The sequence below is a fragment of the Orbaceae bacterium lpD01 genome (assembly GCA_036251705.1).
Classification (GTDB): Bacteria; Pseudomonadota; Gammaproteobacteria; order Enterobacterales; family Orbaceae; genus Utexia; species Utexia brackfieldae.
Genome location: CP133959.1, coordinates 1,798,795 through 1,818,763, shown reverse-complemented (window position 1 = coordinate 1,818,763; position 19,969 = coordinate 1,798,795). Strand labels below are relative to the sequence as shown.

The window sequence follows — 19,969 nt, the reverse complement described above, 5'->3', positions numbered from 1 at the left end:
CTTAACATCAAACAGTAAGATCCACATATTAGTACTAATAGTGATGAATTCTAACAAAGAAATCATAATCAGTGTAAGCATTAACCGTTTAAGAAAGCACAGACTACTAAAAATACGGCCTTAATGCGCATAAAGTATGTTGTTAATTTTGTGTATCGAACGAATTTTGGCTATTTTTGTTTAAATTACCGTCTTTGATAACGAAAATATTGCAAATTTATTATTTATTTTTATCAAATTTTTTAATTTTGTAAATATATAACAAAACATGATATGGTTAATGATTAGTCAAGAATTCGCGATATCGATATTTGATTAAATTATTTAACAGGAGTTATTTGTTGTTTGCCCGTAAAATGAAGTAATATGTATACAAACTTAATCAACGATATCATCGTTCATGGTTATTTTGAATAAAATTATATCTAATCAAAACGATTTGAGACAGGAATTATGGATAATTTACGTTTAATCCTTATTGTAGTAGCTACATTGGCGCTTGTTGCATTATTAATACATGGCTTTTGGATTAATAAAAAGGAACGTTCAACGATTTTTAATAAAAAACAGCAGCACACTGCTAATCAAAAGATGTCATGGGAAAATAAATTAGTTCGAGACGATGATGATATCAGTGAAGTGCGAATTGTTTCTTCGTCAAATAACCATGAAAAAATAGAACCCACCATGCAGTTAGATGAGTCTCATGGTGATATTACGCGCGAAGATAATGATATCCACTCGCCAGTTCAATGCGATCTGTTTTCAGAGATAAATGAGAAAACTGATATTGTCGATAAAACAGAAAATAACGAATCGGCGACCAGAATTGAGACCTACTCATATCAAGATAATATCACCGCTGTTCAAGAGGATAAAGAAGTTGAAGTAAAACCAGTAGCTTCTGTTACGACAGCTGAAAAAACGGATAACGCGACAGTTTCAAGCAAACAAAATGATGTGCTTGTGCTTCATGTAACCGGATTAAACGGTGAAATGCTTAATGGCGAAAATTTACTGCATAGTATTTTGCAGGCCGGCTTTTTGTTTGGTGAAATGCAAATTTTCCATCGACATGTCGATCCGGCTGGTAATGGACCGGTTTTATTTAGTTTAGCCAATATGGTCAAGCCAGGTTATCTTAATCCAGAATCGATGTCTAGTCTTGTCACACCAGGTATATCGGTCTTCATGATGATTCCTTCATTTGGTGATAATCAGCAAAATTTTAAAATCATGTTGCAATCTGTACAACGCATCGCCGATGATGTCAATGGTGTGGTATTGGATGATGAACGCCATATGTTAACGCCACAAAAAATTACCAGCTACAAGGATCGGATTAAAAAAGTCACTGGTAAGTAGTTTTAGTTGTTTTTAAATGAAGCAATAAAGCCTAATGGAAGAGGGTTTTATTGCTAATTTTTTATTTAAGGTATCAGTGTGAGTCAAAAGCTAATTTCTATTCAAAATACAATCGAATCTTTACGTCAAAAATTGAGATATCATGAATATCAATATCATGTGCGTGATGCACCCGAAATCCCAGATGTTGAATATGATAAATTGATGCAAGAGTTGATCAAGCTTGAGTCTGAAAATCCTGATTTGATCACGACTGATTCACCTACCCAGCGCGTCGGTGCGGCGCCGTTGTCCGAACTCGGTAATATCAAACACGAACAGCCGATGTTATCTTTAGATAATGTGTTTGATGAAGAGGGTTTCATGGCCTTTAATAAGCGTGTAACGGAGCGCTTAGGGTTAACAGAAGACGATGAAATCGTCTTCTGTTGTGAGCTTAAACTCGATGGGCTTGCGGTCAGTCTGTTGTATGAAAACGGTGAGCTTATACAAGCAGCTACCCGGGGAGACGGTAGTGTTGGTGAAGATATTACGGCCAATGTTCGCACAATAAAGTCAATCCCTCTGCGTTTAGAAGGCGACAATATCCCTGAGCGCTTAGAGATTCGCGGTGAAGTCTATATGACGCACAAAGGTTTTGCCAAATTAAATCATGATGCAGAGAAAAGAGGAGATAAATTATTTGCTAATCCTCGTAATGCAGCAGCAGGATCTTTAAGGCAGCTTGATCCTAAAGTCACCGCGAAGCGCCCATTAACATTTTATTGTTATGGTGTAGGTATCTTTTCTGGCGGCCAATTACCTGATACGCACTATGCACGTTTAATGCAATTTAAGGCGTGGGGTATACCAGTAAGTGATAAGGTTCAGCTGCATAGTCACGCTCAGGAAGTCATTGAATATTACCATCATATCGAGGCGCAGCGAGCCGCGTTAGGTTTTGATATCGATGGTGTTGTCATTAAAGTCAATCGTATCGATTTACAAGAAAAATTGGGATATGTAGCCAGAGCGCCAAGATGGGCAACCGCTTTTAAATTTCCGGCTCAAGAACAGATAACACAATTAAAACAAGTCGACTTTCAGGTTGGTCGCACAGGCGCGATTACCCCTGTCGCAAGGTTAGTCCCTGTACAAGTTGCAGGTGTAACGGTCAGTAACGCAACATTGCATAATAGTGATGAGATTGACAGATTAGGTCTGCGTGAAGGCGATTTTGTGATTATTCGCCGGGCCGGTGATGTGATACCTAAAGTGGTCTCTGTGGTGCTAGAAAAGCGATCGGCTGAGACGAAAGAAATTCATTTTCCAACCGATTGCCCAGTGTGCCACTCAGCCATTATTCGTGATGAAGGCGAGGCGATAGCGCGCTGTAGTGGCGGATTAATTTGTCCTGCGCAACGTAAAGAATCTCTGAAGCATTTTGTTTCACGTAAAGCCTTGGATGTAGAAGGGCTTGGCGATAAAATTATTGAGCAGCTTGTTGATCGCGAATATGTTAAAACACCTGCTGACCTCTATTATTTGACCAAGGTACAACTCTGTACATTAGAGAAAGTCGGCGAGAAACTGGCGACTAACATTATGAATGCGCTAGATAAATCTAAATCTACGACCCTAAGTCGTTTTATTTATGCTTTAGGTATTCCTAATGTGGGTGAAGTATTGGCTGAAAATTTAGCCAATGAATTAGGATCATTAACTGAAATCGAACAAGCCAATATAGAGCAGCTCAGTACGGTGACAGATGTTGGAAAAGTCGTCGCTGAAAATATTCGTTACTTTATCAATGAACCTCATAATCAAGCGGTAATAAAACAGCTGCTGAGTGATGAAATTGGTATCCATTGGCCGGTCACTGACGTGGCGAGCCAATTAATCAATAATGTATTTTTTAAAGATAAAACTGTCGTGCTAACGGGCACTCTCACGCAAATGTCCCGTGATGATGCGAAAGCCTTATTGAAACGATTTGGTGCTAAAGTCACTGGTAGCGTGTCTAAAAATACCGATTTAGTCATTGCCGGTGATGCTGCGGGCTCAAAATTAGCCAAAGCACAGTCGCTTGGTATTGATATTATTGATGAAGCACAACTGATTGAATTAATTAAGTAGCATAAAATACGCAGAGGAGAAAAACATGCCATTATTAGATAGTTTTAAGGTTGACCACACTAAAATGCAGGCTCCATTTGTCCGCGTGGCTAAAAAAATGCAAACGCCTAAAGGCGATGATATTACGGTTTTTGATCTGCGTTTTACGCAACCTAATAAAGCGTTATTACCTGAAAAGGGGATTCATACATTAGAACATCTGTTTGCAGGTTTTATGCGTGAGCATCTCAATAGCCATCAAGTGGAAATTATCGATATTTCCCCCATGGGATGTCGTACTGGATTTTATATGAGCGTGATTGGTACGCCTACTGAGGATTCAGTTAAACAGGCCTGGCTGCGTTCTATGCAAGATATCTTATCCGTACAAAAGCAGTCAGAGATCCCAGAACTCAATGAGTATCAATGCGGCACTTATCAGATGCATTCACTGAATGAGGCGCATGCTATTGCTCAGCAAATCTTAGATCAGGGCGTCGGTGTTTGTCATAATGAAGAGATTATGTTAACGGATCAGCAACTGACGGTTTTAGCAAAAGATCATTAAGCAGATTAAATGACTTGAATGAATGGGTTCTGTATTAATTTTTTATCCCATGGATAATAAACGTTTTATCTATTCAAACGTGATAGTAATTTGATAATAAGAGGAAACTAAAATGCCAAATGTAGTAATTGATTTTTTGGAAGGCCGAACGATTGAACAAAAAAGAGAGATGGTAAAACAGGTAACGGCAGCGTTGGTCAACACATTAAACTGTCGTACTGAGGCAGTCCACATTACCATTCATGAGATCAAAACTGATCAAGTTGCCAATGGCGGTATACTACGTTGTGATGAGTAAATGACTCATCAATGATAGTGTCGAGAGGGATGCGAAATAATCGATTAGGACTATCTCGCATCTTATGTTATATGTTTTAAAATTTATAAATGGTGCAATAAATGTCCCATCTTCTGTGCTTTGATTTCTAGATAATGCTCATTTTCGGGATTTTGCCCAACTTCTAAGGCGACTCGTTCTGCGATTTTGATGCCTGCCTCAGTCAAGACTCTAATTTTTTCTGGATTATTAGTTAGTAATCGAATCTGATTGATCCCCAATAGCTCTAGCATATCAGCACACAGTGTAAAATCACGTTCATCCGGCGCAAAGCCTAGTTTGATATTTGCTTCTACGGTATCTAATCCCTGATCTTGCAATGCATAAGCGCGAATTTTATTCAATAAGCCGATGTTACGACCTTCCTGGCGATGATAAAGCAAAACGCCTTGTCCTTCTTTTACGATTGCCTGCATGGCCGCTTTTAACTGAAAGCCACAGTCACAACGTAAACTAAATAGCGCGTCGCCAGTTAAGCACTCTGAGTGAATTCGGGTTAATATTGGGGTGTCGGCTGAGATATCACCCATCACCAATGCGACATGATCCTTACCAGTTTTGAGCTCTTCAAAACCCACCATTGTAAAATTTCCCCAGACGGTGGGTAGTTTTGCCTGAGCGACTCGTTTTAATTGCATCTTCCTCTCCAAACTAAAAAATACTGCTGCTTGCTTATTATTATATATGCTAAAATAGACAATAGTTATAGATAATATAGATTCATGTAAAAGGTAAATGATGATTTTTCCTATTATGAAAAAAATAATCTCAGTGTTCCTCATTCTTATGATACCGCCGATTGTTGTTTTAAGTATAAATTGGCAGTGGACACCTTCCTCGTTCAATGAGGGAGTATATTATTTATATTTATTCACTGAAAGCGTCAGTTATCCTTATGGGATTATCACTTCAACTATTTTTTTCGTATTTTGTTGTTTCAGTTTGAGATCGATAGATCTGGCTAGCATTAGCCGATTAGGGATTATTCTTATTTTCGCTGTACTGATTGGGCAAGGCATCAAATCAATAGTAAAAAATTATACCAGTGAACCACGTCCTTATGTGACTCAGCTTGAAAAATCTCTCCCTGTTGATAGTGGTAAATTTTACGTAGTTACGGACAGTGAACGAGCACAGATGATTGACCAATATGTGCAAAAAACAGCTGAGATTCCAAGCTGGCTCGAATCTCACTGGCAAGCAGAAACGGGTTACTCATTTCCATCTGGACATACCTTATTTGCCAGTTCATGGGTTTTCTTGGTGGTTTTATTTATAGGCTTTAAGCGCCATAGTGTGATCACAACTGCGGTTGTCGGTTGGGGCGTTGTTGTTGAAACAAGTCGTTTAGCCCTAGGTATGCATTACCCGGCTGATCTGATTGCTTCAAATATATTTGGCTGTTTTATTGCTTTGTTGGCTTATTTTTGTGCCAAACGCTGGCGTATAATAGATTAATTTACATTTCTCGTTAACGAAGGATTCTCTGATGAAATTTATTATTTCATTTTTAATAATATTATTTATCTTAATCATAGCAATCACCTTTGGTGCCAACAATGATCAACTGGTCTCATTTAATTACTTAATTGATGAAGGGCAGTTTAGATTATCGACTTTACTTGCTTTACTTCTGGGCATTGGTTTTATACTGGGCTGGTTAATTACCGGGGTTTTTTACTTAAAAGTAAAATTTCGCTTAGGGGCTGTTCAGCGTAAACTAAAAAAATTAGAGAAAATTCATCAAACAGAAACGGCTAATAGCCGTAAAAGTGAATTAATTCAAAAAGATACTGTTAACTAATATAAGAATAAGCCAATATTATGTTTGAATTGTTATTTCTGTTACTCCCTATTGCGGCCGGTTATGGTTGGTATATGGGTAGCAGGAATGCGCGTCAGCGATATCAAAATAATTCTAATCGATTATCTCGAGAATATGTCGATGGTCTCAATTTTCTGCTTTCAAATCAGAAAGATAAAGCTGTTGATCTTTTTTTAGATATGCTCAAAGAGGACTCGGGTACTTTAGAAGCACATTTGACCTTAGGCAATCTGTTTCGTTCACGCGGTGAAGTAGATAGGGCAATTCGTATTCATCAGGCTCTCATGGAGAGTGCCTCCTTAACTTTTGAACAGCGTTTATTAGCTATTCAGCAGCTTGGCCGTGACTATATGGTGGCCGGTTTTTATGATCGTGCCGAGGAGATGTTCAACCAGTTAATTGATGAGGATGAGTTTGCCCAAAACGCCTTACAACAATTAATGATTATTTACCAATCGACCAGCGAATGGCATAAAGCTATTTTGGCGGCAACCCGACTGGTTCGATTAGGTCGCACTGAATATAACCAACAAATTGCCCAGTTCTATTGTGAATTAGCCTCTTTGGCTATGGCTGCTGAAGATTTTGATAAGGCACTGATTTTTTTGCAAAAATCAAGTTACTCGGATAAGACTTGTGCCAGAACCTCTTTGATGTATGGGCGAGTGTGGATGGCGCAGCAGCGTTACGATAAAGCAATTTATCATTTCACTCAAATTTTGGAGCAGGATAAAGCGTTTATTGGTGAAGTATTGCCTTTTTTGAAAACGTGTTATGAGATGAGTGCTGATTTAGACGCATTTAAAGTTTTCTTAAAACGTTGTGTTGAGGCCGATTCAGGTAGTGTCGCTGAGCTTATGCTTGCAGAGGTCATTGAATCGGAAAATGGTCGAGATGCTGCACAGTACTATATTTATCGAGAATTAATTCGCCATCCCAATTTAAAAGGTTTCTATCGTTTAATGGATTATCATGTTGCTGATGCGGAAGAGGGGCGAGCAAAAGAGAGTTTATTGCTACTGCGCAATATGGTGGGTGAGCAGATCAAAGCGATTCCCAATTATCGTTGTCAGCGCTGTGGCTTTACTGTGAATTCAATCTACTGGCTATGCCCAGCTTGTCGCAGTTGGTCAACGATCAAGCCAATACGTGATTTTGAACACCCTTAATTTAATCATTTTTTATTATAGTTAAATAAAATAGAGTTAGAAAGAGTTAAAACCTTATGATTTTAGTCGATTCCCACTGCCATTTAGATAGTTTAGATTATAGTAAAACTGATTTAGCCACTGTGATGCAAGCGGCCCAGCAAAATAGTGTACCGTACTGTTTGTCGGTTGCGACCAGCTTATCCGGTTATCAAAAGGCGAAAAAACAACTTGTCGCTTATCCTAATGTTTTTCTCTCATGTGGTGTACATCCGCTTAATCTGGACGATGAACCATTTGACGTTGATCTATTTGAAACCTTAGCAAGTGATAAATGTGTGATAGGGTTGGGTGAAACGGGCTTAGACTACTATTATCAAAAAGAGAATGCACAATTACAACAAGCGGCATTTACTCATCATATTCGTTTAGGTAAAAAATTACACAAACCTATCATTGTCCATACCCGAGAAGCGAGAGCAGATACCTTGTCGATGCTGAAAGATGAGCAGGCTGAATCTGGTGTTTTGCACTGTTTCACTGAGGATCTGGACACGGCAAAGGCATTATTAGATCTCGGTTTTTACATCTCAATTTCAGGCATTATTACCTTTAAAAATGCCGATAGTTTACGTGAGGTTGCACGTTATGTCCCTATCGAATCTTTACTTATTGAGACTGATTCGCCCTATTTAGCACCCGTTCCCTATCGTGGAAAGCCGAATCAACCTGCCTATGTGCGAGAAGTCGCCGAATACTTAGCTGCATTGAAAGGTATCTCTGTTGAGAAACTTGCACAGCAGACAACACACAATTTCTGCCAATTATTTGCGCAAAAATTATCATAGTGAGAGGAGATATGCTATGTCACAAGAAACTATTTTTAGTAAAATTATTCGTCGTGAAATTCCGGCTGATATTGTTTTTCAAGATGAACGTGTTACGGCATTTAGGGATATTTCTCCTCAAGCACCAACACATATTTTAATTATTCCCAATAAATTGATCCCAACGATGAATGATGCGACGGTCGAGGATGAAAATGTTCTAGGTCACATGATGGTCGTTGCTGCTCAGATTGCCAAAAATGAGCAGATTGATGAGCGCGGTTATCGTTTAATCATCAACTGCAATCGCGATGCTGGCCAAGAGGTTTTCCATATCCATATGCACTTATTAGGGGGAAAATCGCTCGGTAAGTTAATTAGTTAATAGTGATCAATAAAATTAGGTTAATGATGAAAAAGTCTCTGTTTTATATATTCATCGGCGTGGCGGCATTGTTACTTAATGGCTGTCAGTTATGGAATATGACTTCATCTCAGCGGCAATCCCAATCGGTTGATTATCCTGATAATCACAGTGGATCGATGATTGAGGCACGTCCGCAGATTACCTCAGTCACTGACTGGAATGGAGTTTTTGCTCCGCTAATTAAACAATTGCTTTTGGTTCCGCTACCAGTAGCCAGTAACACGCTATTAGTTAGCGATATTAAGAACAGTACCGATCAATATATTCCTTATCAAAAAATAAATGCGGCAATTGTTGGGCAACTCACTGTACAAGGCCGCTATAAATTAATTGATAAAACTACAGTCAATCTGGGCAAACAGGCTTTAGGCTTGCCTTCTGATGACACTTTGGTATCTCGTAGCAAAATGATTGCCTTAGGTCGTTATCTGGGGTCTGATTTTGTTCTGTTTAGCTCACTGAATCAAATTGATCAATCTTCAGATGCGCAACCTAAAGTCAATTTAGAGCTATTATCGACTAAAACCGGCGAAATTATCTGGCGCATCACGAATGATAAATCATCAGATGATCCACAATCATGATAGATTGAGCTGCATTAATTGATAATCACAGTTATAATTTTATTCAGTCTGTTGAACTAAGTATAAATGAGCATAAATAAGAGGAACTATGGGTCCAATCATGTTAGATGTTGCAGGAAAAACATTAACTGCAGAAGATCGTGAAATATTAAGGCATCCATCAGTGGGCGGAGTGATATTCTTTGCCAGAAATTTTGAAAATGTTCAACAATTACGTGAGTTAATTACACAGATTCGCGAAGCCAGTCATGACAGATTGCTTCTCGCTGTTGATCATGAGGGTGGACGGGTACAACGTTTTCGTGATGGATTTACGTCTATTCCGCCAGCCAAAGCATTTGCAAAGCTCCAGACATTGCCACAGGCAAAGCGTTCCGCTTTTGACGCCGGTTGGTTAATTGCCTCGGAGCTTACTTCCCTAGATATCGATATCAGTTTTACACCAGTCTTAGATTTGGGTCATCAATGTCCGGCAATTGGTGATAGATCATTTCATGATGATATCAACATTGCCACATCTCTTGCCTCAGCCATGATTGATGGATTACATGAAGGTGGCATGAAGGTGACAGGGAAACATTTTCCTGGTCATGGTGCGGTAGATACCGATTCACATAAGGTGACGCCATTTGATCGTCGCCAAAAAACGGAAATTCAAGCCGATATGGCCATTTTTAGCCAGTTAATTGATCTTCATAAACTCGACGCGATTATGCCTGCTCATGTTATTTATCCCGTATTTGATGATCGTCCGGCCAGCGGTTCGGCTTATTGGTTAAAAACAGTGTTAAGACAAAAACTTAATTTTACAGGTGTAATATTTTCTGACGATCTATCTATGGAAGGTGCGGCATTTATGGGAAATTATGCGCAGCGAACATTGGCGGCATTAAATGCGGGTTGTGATATCGCGCTTATCTGCAATAACCGTCCGGGCGTTATTGAAGCGTTAGATGCTTTATCTCCGCTCAATAGCGATAAGCCAAAATTACTATTTCATCAAAATAGAATCGATTATCATGATTTAATTAAAACCGCACATTGGCTGCGTTGCCATGACAGCATGCAACGTTTGAATGAACAATGGTTGGCAACAACGATGACAATTTGTTAAGGGCCTTATTCAAAATGGAATCTCATTTTTCACCTGTAGCAATAATTGCAACCGACAGACAGAATTATTTTCTGTCTGCTAATCCTGCCGCCATCGCACTGTTTTCATTAGTCGATGATCTTAAACAGACACAGTTTGACTATAAAGCACGATTAAATTTACCCGATAATATTGAACTGGCTGATGTAGACAGCCAAATTATTGTGCTTAATGGTCAGCACTATTTTTTACAGATATCTGTCGAAGCAGATCGTCATATTTTTTTGATACAACCACTTCATTATTTAACTAGCCGCTTAGCGCAAGGCAGGGCGCCAGCGTTACAAGCATTTGATTGTTTTGCGATAAATAGCAAAGCCATGCAACAGCTTATCGCTCAAGCAAAAGCCTTCTCTCGTCAACTTGAACCGCTGTTAATTTCAGGTGAAACCGGTAGTGGCAAAGATTTATTAGCACTAGCCTGTCATCACTACAGTTCACGTGGTGATCAAATCTTTCTTGGTCTCAATTGTGCGGCGTTACCCGATGAAGTTGTCGAAAGTGAATTGTATGGTCATGCGCCTGGCGCTTATCCTGGTGCTATAGATGGAAAAAAAGGTTTTTTTGAGCAGGCTAATGGAGGCTCGGTATTACTCGATGGTATCGATGAAATGTCGCCGCGGATGCAGACTAAACTGCTGAGATTTATTAATGATGGTACTTTTCGCCGAGTCGGTGATGATAATGAAGTTAGCGTAAATGTCAGAATTATCTGTGCGACCAAAGAGAATCTTTACTCTTTAGTTGAAAAAGGCCTATTTCGCGAAGATCTCTATTATCGCTTAAATGTTTTACCGCTCAATATTCCGCCTTTACGTGAACGACATGATGACATTATACCTCTGACTAACTTTTTTGTGACAGCCTTTGCCAATAAACAGGGGAATAAGGTTCCTGTTATAGCGGATGATGTTATCCCTTTATTATTGAATTATGTCTGGCCAGGCAATGTGCGGCAATTAAAAAATATCCTTTACTCAGCACTGGCACAGCTGAGTAAACCCATCTTATCTGCTGGAGATATTACATTACCCGTGATCAATACGCCATCTCATAGCTTATTAAGTTTGCCAGAAAATATTGAAAATAGAACATTAGATGAACTGACAAAACAGTTTGAAAAAACTATTTTAACTCGCTTATATGTTGAATATCCTAGCAGCCGTAAACTATCAAAACGTCTGGGATTATCGCATACTGCTGTTGCAAACAAGCTTCGAGAATATGGTATTCATAAGTAAAAGATTACGCCATCTTTAAAAAAGAGTTTACCTGCCGATCCATTTATCATGTATAAAAAAACGGCAACAATAGTTGATTCGATTAGGTTAATGCAAAAGGCGCGTTTAGTGATTAGTCCTGATACCACGATTGCTTATGCAGTAGCCATATTGGATCGGCGGTTAGTCACGTTTTATATGATGAATCCAGACAAAACCAATCCCGTACACATGGCTGAGCAAAATGTATCTATTATTACCAGCGTAATATTGATGAAATTGATATATCGATAGATACTCTTACTTTACCGCAAATATAGAAAATTTACTTGCTATATTTGTATGAGTAACTCCCTGATAACCTATCTGTTTGATAAACTTTATTTTCAATTAAGCCTAATCGTCTTAATATCTTGTTAAGTGTCTTAGGGGTTAAGGGGGCTGGAATAATGACTAGATGCTTTATCATATATTATTATAAACTATTCTCTAATTTAATCGGTTGTCAGTCGCTATGGCTGTATGGGATATTAATATATTTCTTTCTATTAAGTTATCTACATATTCTTTTTCATTTTTGAAATTGTGACACGCTGAACCATTAAATGTAAATCCGACGATATTCACTTGATATTCATTTAAGTCAAAATTGTCTAAAACATAATCGATAGCTAAGATGCCTGTGCTAGGTATATATTTTGCAGGATTAATTTTTAATTTGCTACACAGTTTCTGATAGCGATCTAATTCAATAAATTCATGAATAGCATTTGATTTTTTCAGAATTTTAAGTGCGCCATTGCTTTCCCATCCTCTCATTTTGTCAATTAATTTATAGGTTTTTTCAAGTGTGGGAATGTTTTTTATGGTTTCGTTACTGTAAGGAAAAATTAATTTAATATTTTTATTTTTTATAACAAAATCTAGAAAATATCTTGAGCGATAAAATTTTTTTGCTGGATGAATAGTATTTGCCACAAAAAGGATGTTTGGTTTGATATCTGTCCTCTCCGGTGAATTAAATAAAATTACAATATCATCTACTTTAATCTGATTTATTTTAAAGTTTGACGCTATTTTTGAGTTTGCAATGATGAATATTTTTTTTATCATTCTGTTGTTTTTTGTATCTAATAATGTAAGCATTATAAGGTTTTTAATAAAAAAACGTTAATCATATATTGCTTTTATACTGATGATAGCCTTTTTTATAAACAGTTGATCCCTTTTGTTGGTCTGAATAAAATATTTGATTGCCAGTCTTTATAACCTGTTATGAGGACAATAATTTACGATTGATCAGTTTATAAAAATTTGACTGATCAACTTGTCTATTTTCAATATGCAGCAGATAACCATCTAAGTTTTAAAACCCCTTGTCAAATTTTTAGATGGTAGAAACGATAAAAGTAGCCGGTATACTGATGCTTTATTTTTCCATTCAAAATAATTATTCATAAATAATTTTATTGCTCTTTTCAGTAATAATCGTGCAGTTGCCAGAGATATTTTTGTCTATATATGACATAGCACCTATTTTTACATTGTCCCCGATATTTAAATTATCACCAATAATACAAGAGCTAGCGCCTAAAAACACATTCTTGCCTATCGTGATATGATATTCAGAATTTGATTTTCCATGGCTTTCTAATAGCGTTTTAATGCCTATTGTAGAGTTTTGCTTTATAGTAAAATTGTCCCCAATGTTCACATAACTTGAAATGACAATTCCTGATAAATGGGTTAAATTTAGCTGTTTACCAATATGAGCACCTAATGCTATCTCAATATTATATTTTTCGATTAGATGTTGATTTATTTTTTTTGCACACTTTTTCTGTTTTTTACTACCACAACAAAACATTTCGTTAGCTAATCGCCATAAAATTAAATATTTGAACCTAATCATATAACCTTTTATATAACGTCTAAATAGCCTCAACCAACTGAAAGGTTTATCTTTCATTAGATCTGCTTGCCAATATTCTTTTAGTTTAGTTAAATCTGTTGTCATTAAGAAAATGATGATATGAATATATTTCATGTGATTCCATGATGAGTTTTTTAGTTAAAATAACACATATAGATAATATGACGGAAGTGATTATGCTCTAGTCATATTTTATTGATAGTTTTATTAGCTTTTGGTTATTTATCTGAACTTAATGTTGAGGTGAAAATAATTTCTTAATTAAGCCTCATTGTTTAACGATTCTATTTGTTTTAGAAAATTTGTGTTTATGAAGAATTGGACTGTTTTTTATATCACAAGTTCGCATTTATGTGGTAAATTTTAAGTTTTCGCAAATAAATTGATATAAGTCGGCTTTATTTGATCTTAGTGGCGAACGAATTGATCTATTAACAATAAAATCTATTCAGGTTTTATCAAAAGATGATATAGAAATATATGGAGAAACCCTGTTTTGGAGATTTAAAAGCCTCGCTTATTTTCGACCAATGGCGAATATCGCCGGTTTAATTTCAGATTCAAATATCACAGAGACTGGATTTGTGATGGAATATTGATAATGCTAGAAAAATGATGGTAACTGTTTTGAGAAAAGCGTTTATTGCTTTGCAAGTAGCAATTATGCAAGCTGAAATGAATGAAGAAATTAGAGTTGCATTACAAGCAACAAAAGGAACATTTGAGGAATGAATAATGTCGATAGTATAAATAACGCTTTATTGTTGGCTGTTTTTAGTACAATATGAAGACGTTTATATAGTGTTTATATGTAAACAATATCTATTTCATCGAAATATAAATTTCAGGAGGTTTTATATGCAAAAAGCAGCATTGTTGGTTATCGGTTTATTAATTAGTAGTTTAACATTTTTTGCCAATGCCGAAAGTAATCCACTCAGTGTTCATGTGCTTAACTTGGAAAATGGTTTACCTTCTTCAGGGGTTGAGGTTAAACTTGAACAAAAAGTCGGTGATAATTGGCAGGTTTTAAATACTGCTATTACCAATGAACAAGGCCGGATCACTGGTTTATATCCTGATGGCAAGGCCTTAATAAAAGATGCGACCTATAAAGTCACCTTTGAAACTGGAAAATGGTTTAAAGCGCATAATGTTAAAACCTTTTTCCCTGAGATTCCGGTGATATTCAGTACTGATGGTGGTTTAGATCATTATCATATTCCACTGTTATTAAGTCCTTATGGATATTCTACTTATCGTGGAAATTAGTTATTTTCAATGAGATTTAAAGTTACCTATTTTGGTTGGCTATTTTGCTAGCTGGATATGGGGCTGGTTTTATAAAAAAAGGGTTGCTTGTGTTAAAAAAGAGTACAAGCTTTGATTGAATGCAAGTAACTCTTCGTATGACAACTAATAAATGATTTTTGACTTATTGCAAAATAATTTAATAATCGTTACTATAATACATAAAGTCGGCACGTAGCGCAGCTTGGTAGCGCACTGTCATGGGGTGTCAGGGGTCGTGGGTTCAATTCCCGCCGTGCCGACCAATTCAATTTTAAAATATTCAATTTATTAAGTTGTTTAACTGATGTTGTAGTTTCTCAAGGTAATCAACAACCGCAAAGTAATCATTGGCGGCTGACAATAATGTTATTGCTAAGAGAGCGTTCACAAAAATCAAACTGAATTTACCTGTCAAAGTGTCATTTGGTATATAATTTAACCTCTTAAAATGAGGTGTACAAAATGAAACAATTAAAGAAATATATTATTGCCTTACGCGCTGTGTACAACAGCGGGAAAACGACAACGCTTAAGTTATTAATTAATGAGCTAAGAAAAATAGATCAGGAAATTGACTCTAATCAAAATATAGGAAGGAAGAACTTGTCGTTTTTAATATTGATGGTGTCTTAGTTGGAGTATCAACTCGTGGCGATACTGGCAAAGGTCTAAAGGGTGATCTTGAGTGGTTAATAGGCAAGGGCTGCCATATTATTTTAACAGCAACAAGAACCGAAGGTGGAACACTGTTCAAAAGATTGCACTAGAAAATAACTACCAGTTAGATTGGATTGAAAAGTCGAGATACTCTGATAAGAAGGAAAAAAATCAGCAAGTAATTGAGTCTGGTTATGGCCGATGTAATCGTGATGATGCTAAGTTATTATTAGAAAATATATTTTTATTTAAAATTAGTAAATAACAAAAAATAATCATAAGTCGCTTAATTGCGATTTTTTTGTGTCTAAATTTCTTTTGTTTACTCTTCATATGATTTGTGGTCTGGCAACAATATGATTGTGCTGAGGTAATACGGAAGAATCACACTGAGTTTATGTATCAATATAAATAGTGATATCTATCATCAAGTAAAAATAAATTATTAATATGCTTGCCTTATGTTAAGTTTCTCAAGATATAAAACACATGTATATTTAAACAGTAATTTGATTTAAAATTACACAATGAGCGTATTAATTCAATTATACTAATAGATGAGGAATACAAAATGATAATTAGCCCAGCACCCAAATATATCGTAGCAATCTTTTCTTCTTTTGTGTTTGACGAGCTTTATGCTGGTGAAAATATCCAACTTGGCGGAACTCAATGTGATATTGATGTCGATATAAATTCTTCTGGTTACAATACGGACAATGCCAGCATAGGAACAGATATTTATATCAAGACACAACATAGCGAAACTGGGGAAATTTGTTTTGTTAAAGTTCAATTACAGTAAACAGAAAAATGATTATTGAAAATTCTAAATTTTAAGTTTCTGTAAACCCTGATGGAACAATTGCTACTTATTTCGGTGTTTTATTCTTGATGAGCTATATTAACCAAGAATACACATTAATCAGCAGCATTTCAGACATATATATCTAGTCAGGATGGTGAAAATTTTCAATTACCTAATACGACAGAAGTGTATCGAAAATTTCAATTCTCTGGACTCTTCATGAACACTAAAATTGTCGATAAACCAATGCAGAATAAACCGCATTATTTAGCCGTAATAAGCGCATTAAAATCTTCTTATTTTACAGAAGTTGATCCAAATGATCCTCAGTATGTCCCATATGCATAAAACTGATACTAGTTTTAAGAATTTATATTCACCGATGAAGTCGATTTTTTATCCTTAAATTCCTTTGATCTATATTTTACACAATCACAGTTAGTTATACGAATCATCATGCTGTAACTCGACATTCGATTAGTGATTATTTGAACAATAATAAAATAAAAGTGATTATAAGTACCAGACAAGACGATATAAATAATTTTTTATATTTATTAGATTTTTCTTATATTGTGCCAACTTCATATCGGTTATAGCACTTTTATTGACAAAGTTCTGATATGTCATAGGGTAAAGGCAATGAATTTCTTCAATTTTTTTGAAGTCATCATGTTTTAAACAGGCTAAAAGAGTTTTATGAGTGAATAAGTTGATTACTGATTGTTTGCCACAGTGAAATTACTATGTCTAACGGCTGATTTTACTTATTGTCGGACTAATTAGAATAGTAAACACAACCACTTATCTAAAAAACGATAGGATACAGCAATAAAGAATAACTTGTATCGTTCTGACTCACTATTTTGATGATGATTTGGACGGTATTGTCACTGGCGCTGCATTATTTATCGCTTTTAGTGTTATGATATAGCCTTTAATAGGTTTTACGAGTAAATCAATGTAATGACTGATTATTTTATTATGATTTACTCTTATACATATTAAATTGAGGGGTTTATTGATTAAATTATTATGAATAAAGAGTGATATATGAAAAAATTCAATAATACTGCATTAGTCGTGCTTTATAAATCTAAAATAATGCAGTCGCAAACGGTCCGATCGCTATTAAATTTAGACAATCAGGGTATCAGGCAAAAAATAATCATTTGGAATAATGGTCCGGCGCTTATTGAAAATAGTGATTTACGTTCATTTGAAAATATTTGTAACGAGAAGAACATTCAGTTTGAAATTTATCAGGACATCAGAAATGTGCCTCTTTGTCATATTTATAATTTTTGTCTGTCAAAGGCTGATGACGACGACTTTTTCACTATTTTGGATCAAGACTCGTGTTTAGAACATGATTTTTTAACCAACCTACTCTTACACTCTTCATATGATCTAATATGCCCTAAAATATATGATATCAACAATCAAAACGCTCAACATTATCCATTTGAATATTCTTCTGGGATTGTATTTACTCAATTCGAATTTGATGCAAAAAAATATATCACTATTGGTTCGGGATTATCTCTTTCAAAAAAATTAATTTTAAAAATGATTGAAAAATATGGGCTTGTTTTTGATGAAAATTTTGCTTTTTATTTTTCTGATACCGAACTCTTTTTCCGTTTTAAAAATATTGATAACGTTTCAGGCTACTGTGTTGGTCGTATTCTGCACTCAGAATCAAATCGATTAAGTTATGCTGAAATGTCAGAAACAACTAAAATTGAAATGGGTTATATGTATATAATTAATCGCATATATAAGAAAAATAAAAAAAGTGTATTTAAAAATTTACTTTTTTGTTTTAAATATAAAAAGAAAAGTAAGTGCCGTTTACCAAGCTTGTTTAAATTAATTAAATGCGTTTTAGCTAAAAAGCATCCCAGAATAGATTTTAAGATAAAAAAAGATTTTTCTGCTGACTACGATAATAAAGTTGAAGTTAACTAATTTTTTAAATAAAACAATTACTTATTAAATCATACTAATTTATCGATACTGATAAATTAGTATGATTGTTATAAAGCCTAATAGCTAGTTTTTCTGGTCGTGTTATATTGTTTTTTTGCAGTGTCAGAGAAGATAACTGAATCCTATCAGATTTGCCATTGTCATGTTTATTTGAATAAGTTGCTGAGCATATTACTAGAACGATATTCTTCTGTAAGAGTCTCTGCGTCAGCTAATGGCGTATTACTTGGTGCGTAAGAAAAAGTATAATCACTAAGCATAAAGCTGAATACTGATTAATATTGAGAATGTCTGGCATGTTGCCCGTTATCAATTTGTGTTGGAAATAATCAAATCTATCTTTCGTAAATGGTAAGTTTTAACTTTTTTCGAAATTTGTGTATGATGTTATGGTAAGCGGAAATGATAAAAATAATGATATTAACATGCATAAAAGACATCAAAAAATTTTAGAATTAATTAATCATCGGCAAAAAGTGAGCGTTAATGAATTATCTCAGCTCACCGATGTTTCAGTGGTGACTATTCGTCACGATTTATCTTATCTGCAAGCGCAAAATTATGTCAAACGAACCCATGGTTTTGCTGAGATCCTTGATCGTGATGTCATGAGCGATCGTATTCAACTTAATTTTTCATTAAAACAACAATTAGCTAAATATGCCTTAAAATTTATTGATGATGGCGATTCTATTTTTATCGAAGGTGGGAGTACTAATGCTTTATTAGCCAGAGAGTTACTGAACTTTGACGGTGAAATTATTGTAATTACAGTGTGTACCTATATAGCTGAATTATTAAAAGAGGCTAAATTTGATGTCATTTTATTCGGCGGATTACTGCAAGCGAAAAGCGAAAGTGTTGTTGGCCCTTTGACGAGAATGTGTGTCAATCATACTCATTTTAATAAGGCTTTCTTAGGTGTTGATGGTTATCATCCTGATGTTGGTTTTACGGGGCGTGATATGATGCGTGCGGAAGTGATCAATAGTGTCCTTGATAAGGGAGTACAAAATTATGTTATTACCGATTCCTCTAAATTTGGCTCAATTTTTCCTTATACTATTTCAGCAAATAAGATAAAGCATATTATTACTGATAATAATCTTGATCAGAAATTCGAAGCCGCCTTAAAAAATGAATCTGTTAATATTTATAAGCTATGATTTCTAAAATTTCCTTACAAATAAATATCCTCAATTCTTAACTTCAATACGAGGCCTGAGGCCTCGATAAATTAATCTGATACAGTGTTTGAAATATCGATCTCTACTAGCGGGTATCGAGGAAATGAATAAGCGAATAATCTATTTTATTCATTTTATTGAAGTAACAACGATTAATTTATTATTCAAATTTCAGATCATGCCTCTATTTTTGACAACAATTAAAAAATATATCTATTTTTCCATAAGAAATTATTGAATGGAAAATTTTGCTCAAATATTTCAATTCAATTAATTCAACTTAATAACTAATATTTTGATTTTAATTGATTTTAATTGATTTTAATTGATTTTATAATTATATGCGTTTTTTATTTTTTTATGAATTCGCTTATTTTTTATTTGTTATCTCTTTCTTATGGTGGTTTGGTATTCACGGACAATCGATTGTGAATGGTATTGTAGCATCAGTTTTAACCGCGAATACAATTGATAATAGCCGATTACTTGCCCAAAATGGTTATTTAGATCTTGCTGATGGTGGACATATTGTCACGTAACAATTTTTAGGG

The 19,969-nt window shown here is 35.3% G+C and carries 21 protein-coding genes and 1 tRNA gene; 19 read left to right on the top strand and 3 right to left on the bottom strand.

Going from position 1 to position 19,969, the window contains the following annotated elements; translation table 11 throughout:
• Positions 1-453 precede the first annotated feature (453 nt).
• The 4 genes from zipA to RHO15_08130 all read left to right on the top strand — a co-directional run bounded on the left by zipA (position 454) and on the right by RHO15_08130 (position 4,325).
• Positions 454-1,365 carry a cell division protein ZipA gene (gene zipA, locus RHO15_08145; protein ID WVD63444.1) on the top strand — a complete coding sequence of 304 codons (912 nt, stop codon included), beginning with the start codon at positions 454-456 and terminating at the stop codon, positions 1,363-1,365.
• A 78-nt stretch (positions 1,366-1,443) separates the two neighbouring features.
• Positions 1,444-3,480 (top strand): NAD-dependent DNA ligase LigA, encoded by a 2,037-nt coding sequence (gene ligA, locus RHO15_08140; GenBank protein ID WVD63443.1) that lies wholly within the window; start codon positions 1,444-1,446, stop codon positions 3,478-3,480.
• Between the two features lie 25 nt (positions 3,481-3,505).
• Positions 3,506-4,027 carry an S-ribosylhomocysteine lyase gene (gene luxS / locus RHO15_08135; GenBank protein WVD63442.1) on the top strand — a complete coding sequence of 174 codons (522 nt, stop codon included), beginning with the start codon at positions 3,506-3,508 and terminating at the stop codon, positions 4,025-4,027.
• Between the two features lie 112 nt (positions 4,028-4,139).
• Positions 4,140-4,325, top strand: coding sequence for a 2-hydroxymuconate tautomerase (locus tag RHO15_08130; GenBank protein WVD63441.1), 186 nt, complete (start codon positions 4,140-4,142; stop codon positions 4,323-4,325).
• An 83-nt stretch (positions 4,326-4,408) separates the two neighbouring features.
• Here the strand turns inward: RHO15_08130 and ribA are convergent, their stop codons facing one another.
• Positions 4,409-5,002 (bottom strand): GTP cyclohydrolase II, encoded by a 594-nt coding sequence (ribA, locus tag RHO15_08125; GenBank protein WVD63440.1) that lies wholly within the window; start codon positions 5,000-5,002, stop codon positions 4,409-4,411.
• 97 nt (positions 5,003-5,099) lie between these two features.
• On the opposite strand from ribA, the gene RHO15_08120 reads away from it, so the two are divergent.
• From RHO15_08120 to RHO15_08085, 8 genes are all read left to right on the top strand, one after another.
• Positions 5,100-5,822 carry a phosphatase PAP2 family protein gene (locus tag RHO15_08120; protein WVD63439.1) on the top strand — a complete coding sequence of 241 codons (723 nt, stop codon included), beginning with the start codon at positions 5,100-5,102 and terminating at the stop codon, positions 5,820-5,822.
• A gap of 31 nt (positions 5,823-5,853) precedes the next feature.
• Positions 5,854-6,168, top strand: a complete 315-nt coding sequence (locus RHO15_08115) for a lipopolysaccharide assembly protein LapA domain-containing protein (GenBank protein WVD63438.1) — start codon at positions 5,854-5,856, stop codon at positions 6,166-6,168.
• A 20-nt stretch (positions 6,169-6,188) separates the two neighbouring features.
• Positions 6,189-7,358: a lipopolysaccharide assembly protein LapB gene (gene lapB, locus RHO15_08110; protein WVD63437.1), complete on the top strand. Its 1,170-nt coding sequence runs from the start codon at positions 6,189-6,191 to the stop codon at positions 7,356-7,358.
• Positions 7,359-7,414: 56 nt separating this feature from the next.
• A complete protein-coding gene (locus RHO15_08105) occupies positions 7,415-8,185 on the top strand; it encodes a YchF/TatD family DNA exonuclease (GenBank protein ID WVD63436.1) in 771 nt (256 codons plus the stop codon).
• 16 nt (positions 8,186-8,201) lie between these two features.
• On the top strand, positions 8,202-8,549 hold the full coding sequence (locus tag RHO15_08100; protein WVD63435.1) for an HIT domain-containing protein: 348 nt from the start codon (positions 8,202-8,204) through the stop codon (positions 8,547-8,549).
• 26 nt (positions 8,550-8,575) lie between these two features.
• Entirely contained in the window at positions 8,576-9,175 is a 600-nt protein-coding gene (locus tag RHO15_08095) for a hypothetical protein (protein ID WVD63434.1), read from the top strand.
• A gap of 100 nt (positions 9,176-9,275) precedes the next feature.
• A complete protein-coding gene (nagZ, locus tag RHO15_08090; GenBank protein WVD63433.1) occupies positions 9,276-10,289 on the top strand; it encodes a beta-N-acetylhexosaminidase in 1,014 nt (337 codons plus the stop codon).
• Positions 10,290-10,303: 14 nt separating this feature from the next.
• Positions 10,304-11,569 (top strand): sigma 54-interacting transcriptional regulator, encoded by a 1,266-nt coding sequence (locus RHO15_08085; GenBank protein WVD63432.1) that lies wholly within the window; start codon positions 10,304-10,306, stop codon positions 11,567-11,569.
• A 468-nt stretch (positions 11,570-12,037) separates the two neighbouring features.
• On the opposite strand, the gene RHO15_08080 is transcribed toward RHO15_08085, so the two are convergent.
• Positions 12,038-12,694: a hypothetical protein gene (locus tag RHO15_08080; protein ID WVD63431.1), complete on the bottom strand. Its 657-nt coding sequence runs from the start codon at positions 12,692-12,694 to the stop codon at positions 12,038-12,040.
• Between the two features lie 304 nt (positions 12,695-12,998).
• Entirely contained in the window at positions 12,999-13,595 is a 597-nt protein-coding gene (locus RHO15_08075) for a DapH/DapD/GlmU-related protein (GenBank protein ID WVD63430.1), read from the bottom strand.
• A 744-nt stretch (positions 13,596-14,339) separates the two neighbouring features.
• Here RHO15_08075 and uraH point away from each other — a divergent pair.
• The 7 genes from uraH (at position 14,340) to RHO15_08040 (ending at position 19,957) form a co-directional block, all read left to right on the top strand.
• Positions 14,340-14,753 (top strand): hydroxyisourate hydrolase, encoded by a 414-nt coding sequence (gene uraH, locus RHO15_08070; GenBank protein ID WVD63429.1) that lies wholly within the window; start codon positions 14,340-14,342, stop codon positions 14,751-14,753.
• A 207-nt stretch (positions 14,754-14,960) separates the two neighbouring features.
• Positions 14,961-15,037: transfer RNA gene (locus RHO15_08065), tRNA-Pro, on the top strand.
• Between the two features lie 199 nt (positions 15,038-15,236).
• A complete protein-coding gene (locus RHO15_08060) occupies positions 15,237-15,407 on the top strand; it encodes a hypothetical protein (GenBank protein WVD63428.1) in 171 nt (56 codons plus the stop codon).
• A gap of 595 nt (positions 15,408-16,002) precedes the next feature.
• Positions 16,003-16,236 carry a hypothetical protein gene (locus RHO15_08055; protein WVD63427.1) on the top strand — a complete coding sequence of 78 codons (234 nt, stop codon included), beginning with the start codon at positions 16,003-16,005 and terminating at the stop codon, positions 16,234-16,236.
• Positions 16,237-17,292: 1,056 nt separating this feature from the next.
• Complete coding sequence (locus RHO15_08050; protein WVD63426.1) at positions 17,293-18,210, top strand: hypothetical protein; 918 nt, start codon at positions 17,293-17,295, stop codon at positions 18,208-18,210.
• A gap of 398 nt (positions 18,211-18,608) precedes the next feature.
• The gene (locus tag RHO15_08045; GenBank protein WVD63425.1) at positions 18,609-19,397 is read left to right on the top strand and encodes a DNA-binding transcriptional regulator YciT; all 789 of its coding nucleotides are present in this window, start codon (positions 18,609-18,611) and stop codon (positions 19,395-19,397) included.
• Between the two features lie 362 nt (positions 19,398-19,759).
• Positions 19,760-19,957 (top strand): hypothetical protein, encoded by a 198-nt coding sequence (locus RHO15_08040; GenBank protein WVD63424.1) that lies wholly within the window; start codon positions 19,760-19,762, stop codon positions 19,955-19,957.
• Positions 19,958-19,969 lie beyond the last annotated feature (12 nt).

What these genes read in the sequence shown, in the direction of transcription:
- RHO15_08100 (WVD63435.1), top strand. Translation starts at nt 8,202, where the DNA reads ATGTCACAAGAAACTATTTTTAGTAAAATTATTCGTCGTGAAATTCCG.
- RHO15_08120 (WVD63439.1), top strand. Translation starts at nt 5,100, where the DNA reads ATGATGATTTTTCCTATTATGAAAAAAATAATCTCAGTGTTCCTCATT.
- RHO15_08050 (WVD63426.1), top strand. Translation starts at nt 17,293, where the DNA reads ATGAAAAAATTCAATAATACTGCATTAGTCGTGCTTTATAAATCTAAA.
- RHO15_08040 (WVD63424.1), top strand. Translation starts at nt 19,760, where the DNA reads ATGCGTTTTTTATTTTTTTATGAATTCGCTTATTTTTTATTTGTTATC.
- RHO15_08055 (WVD63427.1), top strand. Translation starts at nt 16,003, where the DNA reads ATGATAATTAGCCCAGCACCCAAATATATCGTAGCAATCTTTTCTTCT.
- RHO15_08130 (WVD63441.1), top strand. Translation starts at nt 4,140, where the DNA reads ATGCCAAATGTAGTAATTGATTTTTTGGAAGGCCGAACGATTGAACAA.
- RHO15_08085 (WVD63432.1), top strand. Translation starts at nt 10,304, where the DNA reads ATGGAATCTCATTTTTCACCTGTAGCAATAATTGCAACCGACAGACAG.
- RHO15_08075 (WVD63430.1), bottom strand. Translation starts at nt 13,595, where the DNA reads ATGAAATATATTCATATCATCATTTTCTTAATGACAACAGATTTAACT.
- ribA (WVD63440.1), bottom strand. Translation starts at nt 5,002, where the DNA reads ATGCAATTAAAACGAGTCGCTCAGGCAAAACTACCCACCGTCTGGGGA.
- nagZ (WVD63433.1), top strand. Translation starts at nt 9,276, where the DNA reads ATGTTAGATGTTGCAGGAAAAACATTAACTGCAGAAGATCGTGAAATA.
- RHO15_08095 (WVD63434.1), top strand. Translation starts at nt 8,576, where the DNA reads ATGAAAAAGTCTCTGTTTTATATATTCATCGGCGTGGCGGCATTGTTA.
- uraH (WVD63429.1), top strand. Translation starts at nt 14,340, where the DNA reads ATGCAAAAAGCAGCATTGTTGGTTATCGGTTTATTAATTAGTAGTTTA.
- RHO15_08105 (WVD63436.1), top strand. Translation starts at nt 7,415, where the DNA reads ATGATTTTAGTCGATTCCCACTGCCATTTAGATAGTTTAGATTATAGT.
- zipA (WVD63444.1), top strand. Translation starts at nt 454, where the DNA reads ATGGATAATTTACGTTTAATCCTTATTGTAGTAGCTACATTGGCGCTT.
- lapB (WVD63437.1), top strand. Translation starts at nt 6,189, where the DNA reads ATGTTTGAATTGTTATTTCTGTTACTCCCTATTGCGGCCGGTTATGGT.
- RHO15_08060 (WVD63428.1), top strand. Translation starts at nt 15,237, where the DNA reads ATGAAACAATTAAAGAAATATATTATTGCCTTACGCGCTGTGTACAAC.
- luxS (WVD63442.1), top strand. Translation starts at nt 3,506, where the DNA reads ATGCCATTATTAGATAGTTTTAAGGTTGACCACACTAAAATGCAGGCT.
- RHO15_08080 (WVD63431.1), bottom strand. Translation starts at nt 12,694, where the DNA reads ATGCTTACATTATTAGATACAAAAAACAACAGAATGATAAAAAAAATA.
- RHO15_08115 (WVD63438.1), top strand. Translation starts at nt 5,854, where the DNA reads ATGAAATTTATTATTTCATTTTTAATAATATTATTTATCTTAATCATA.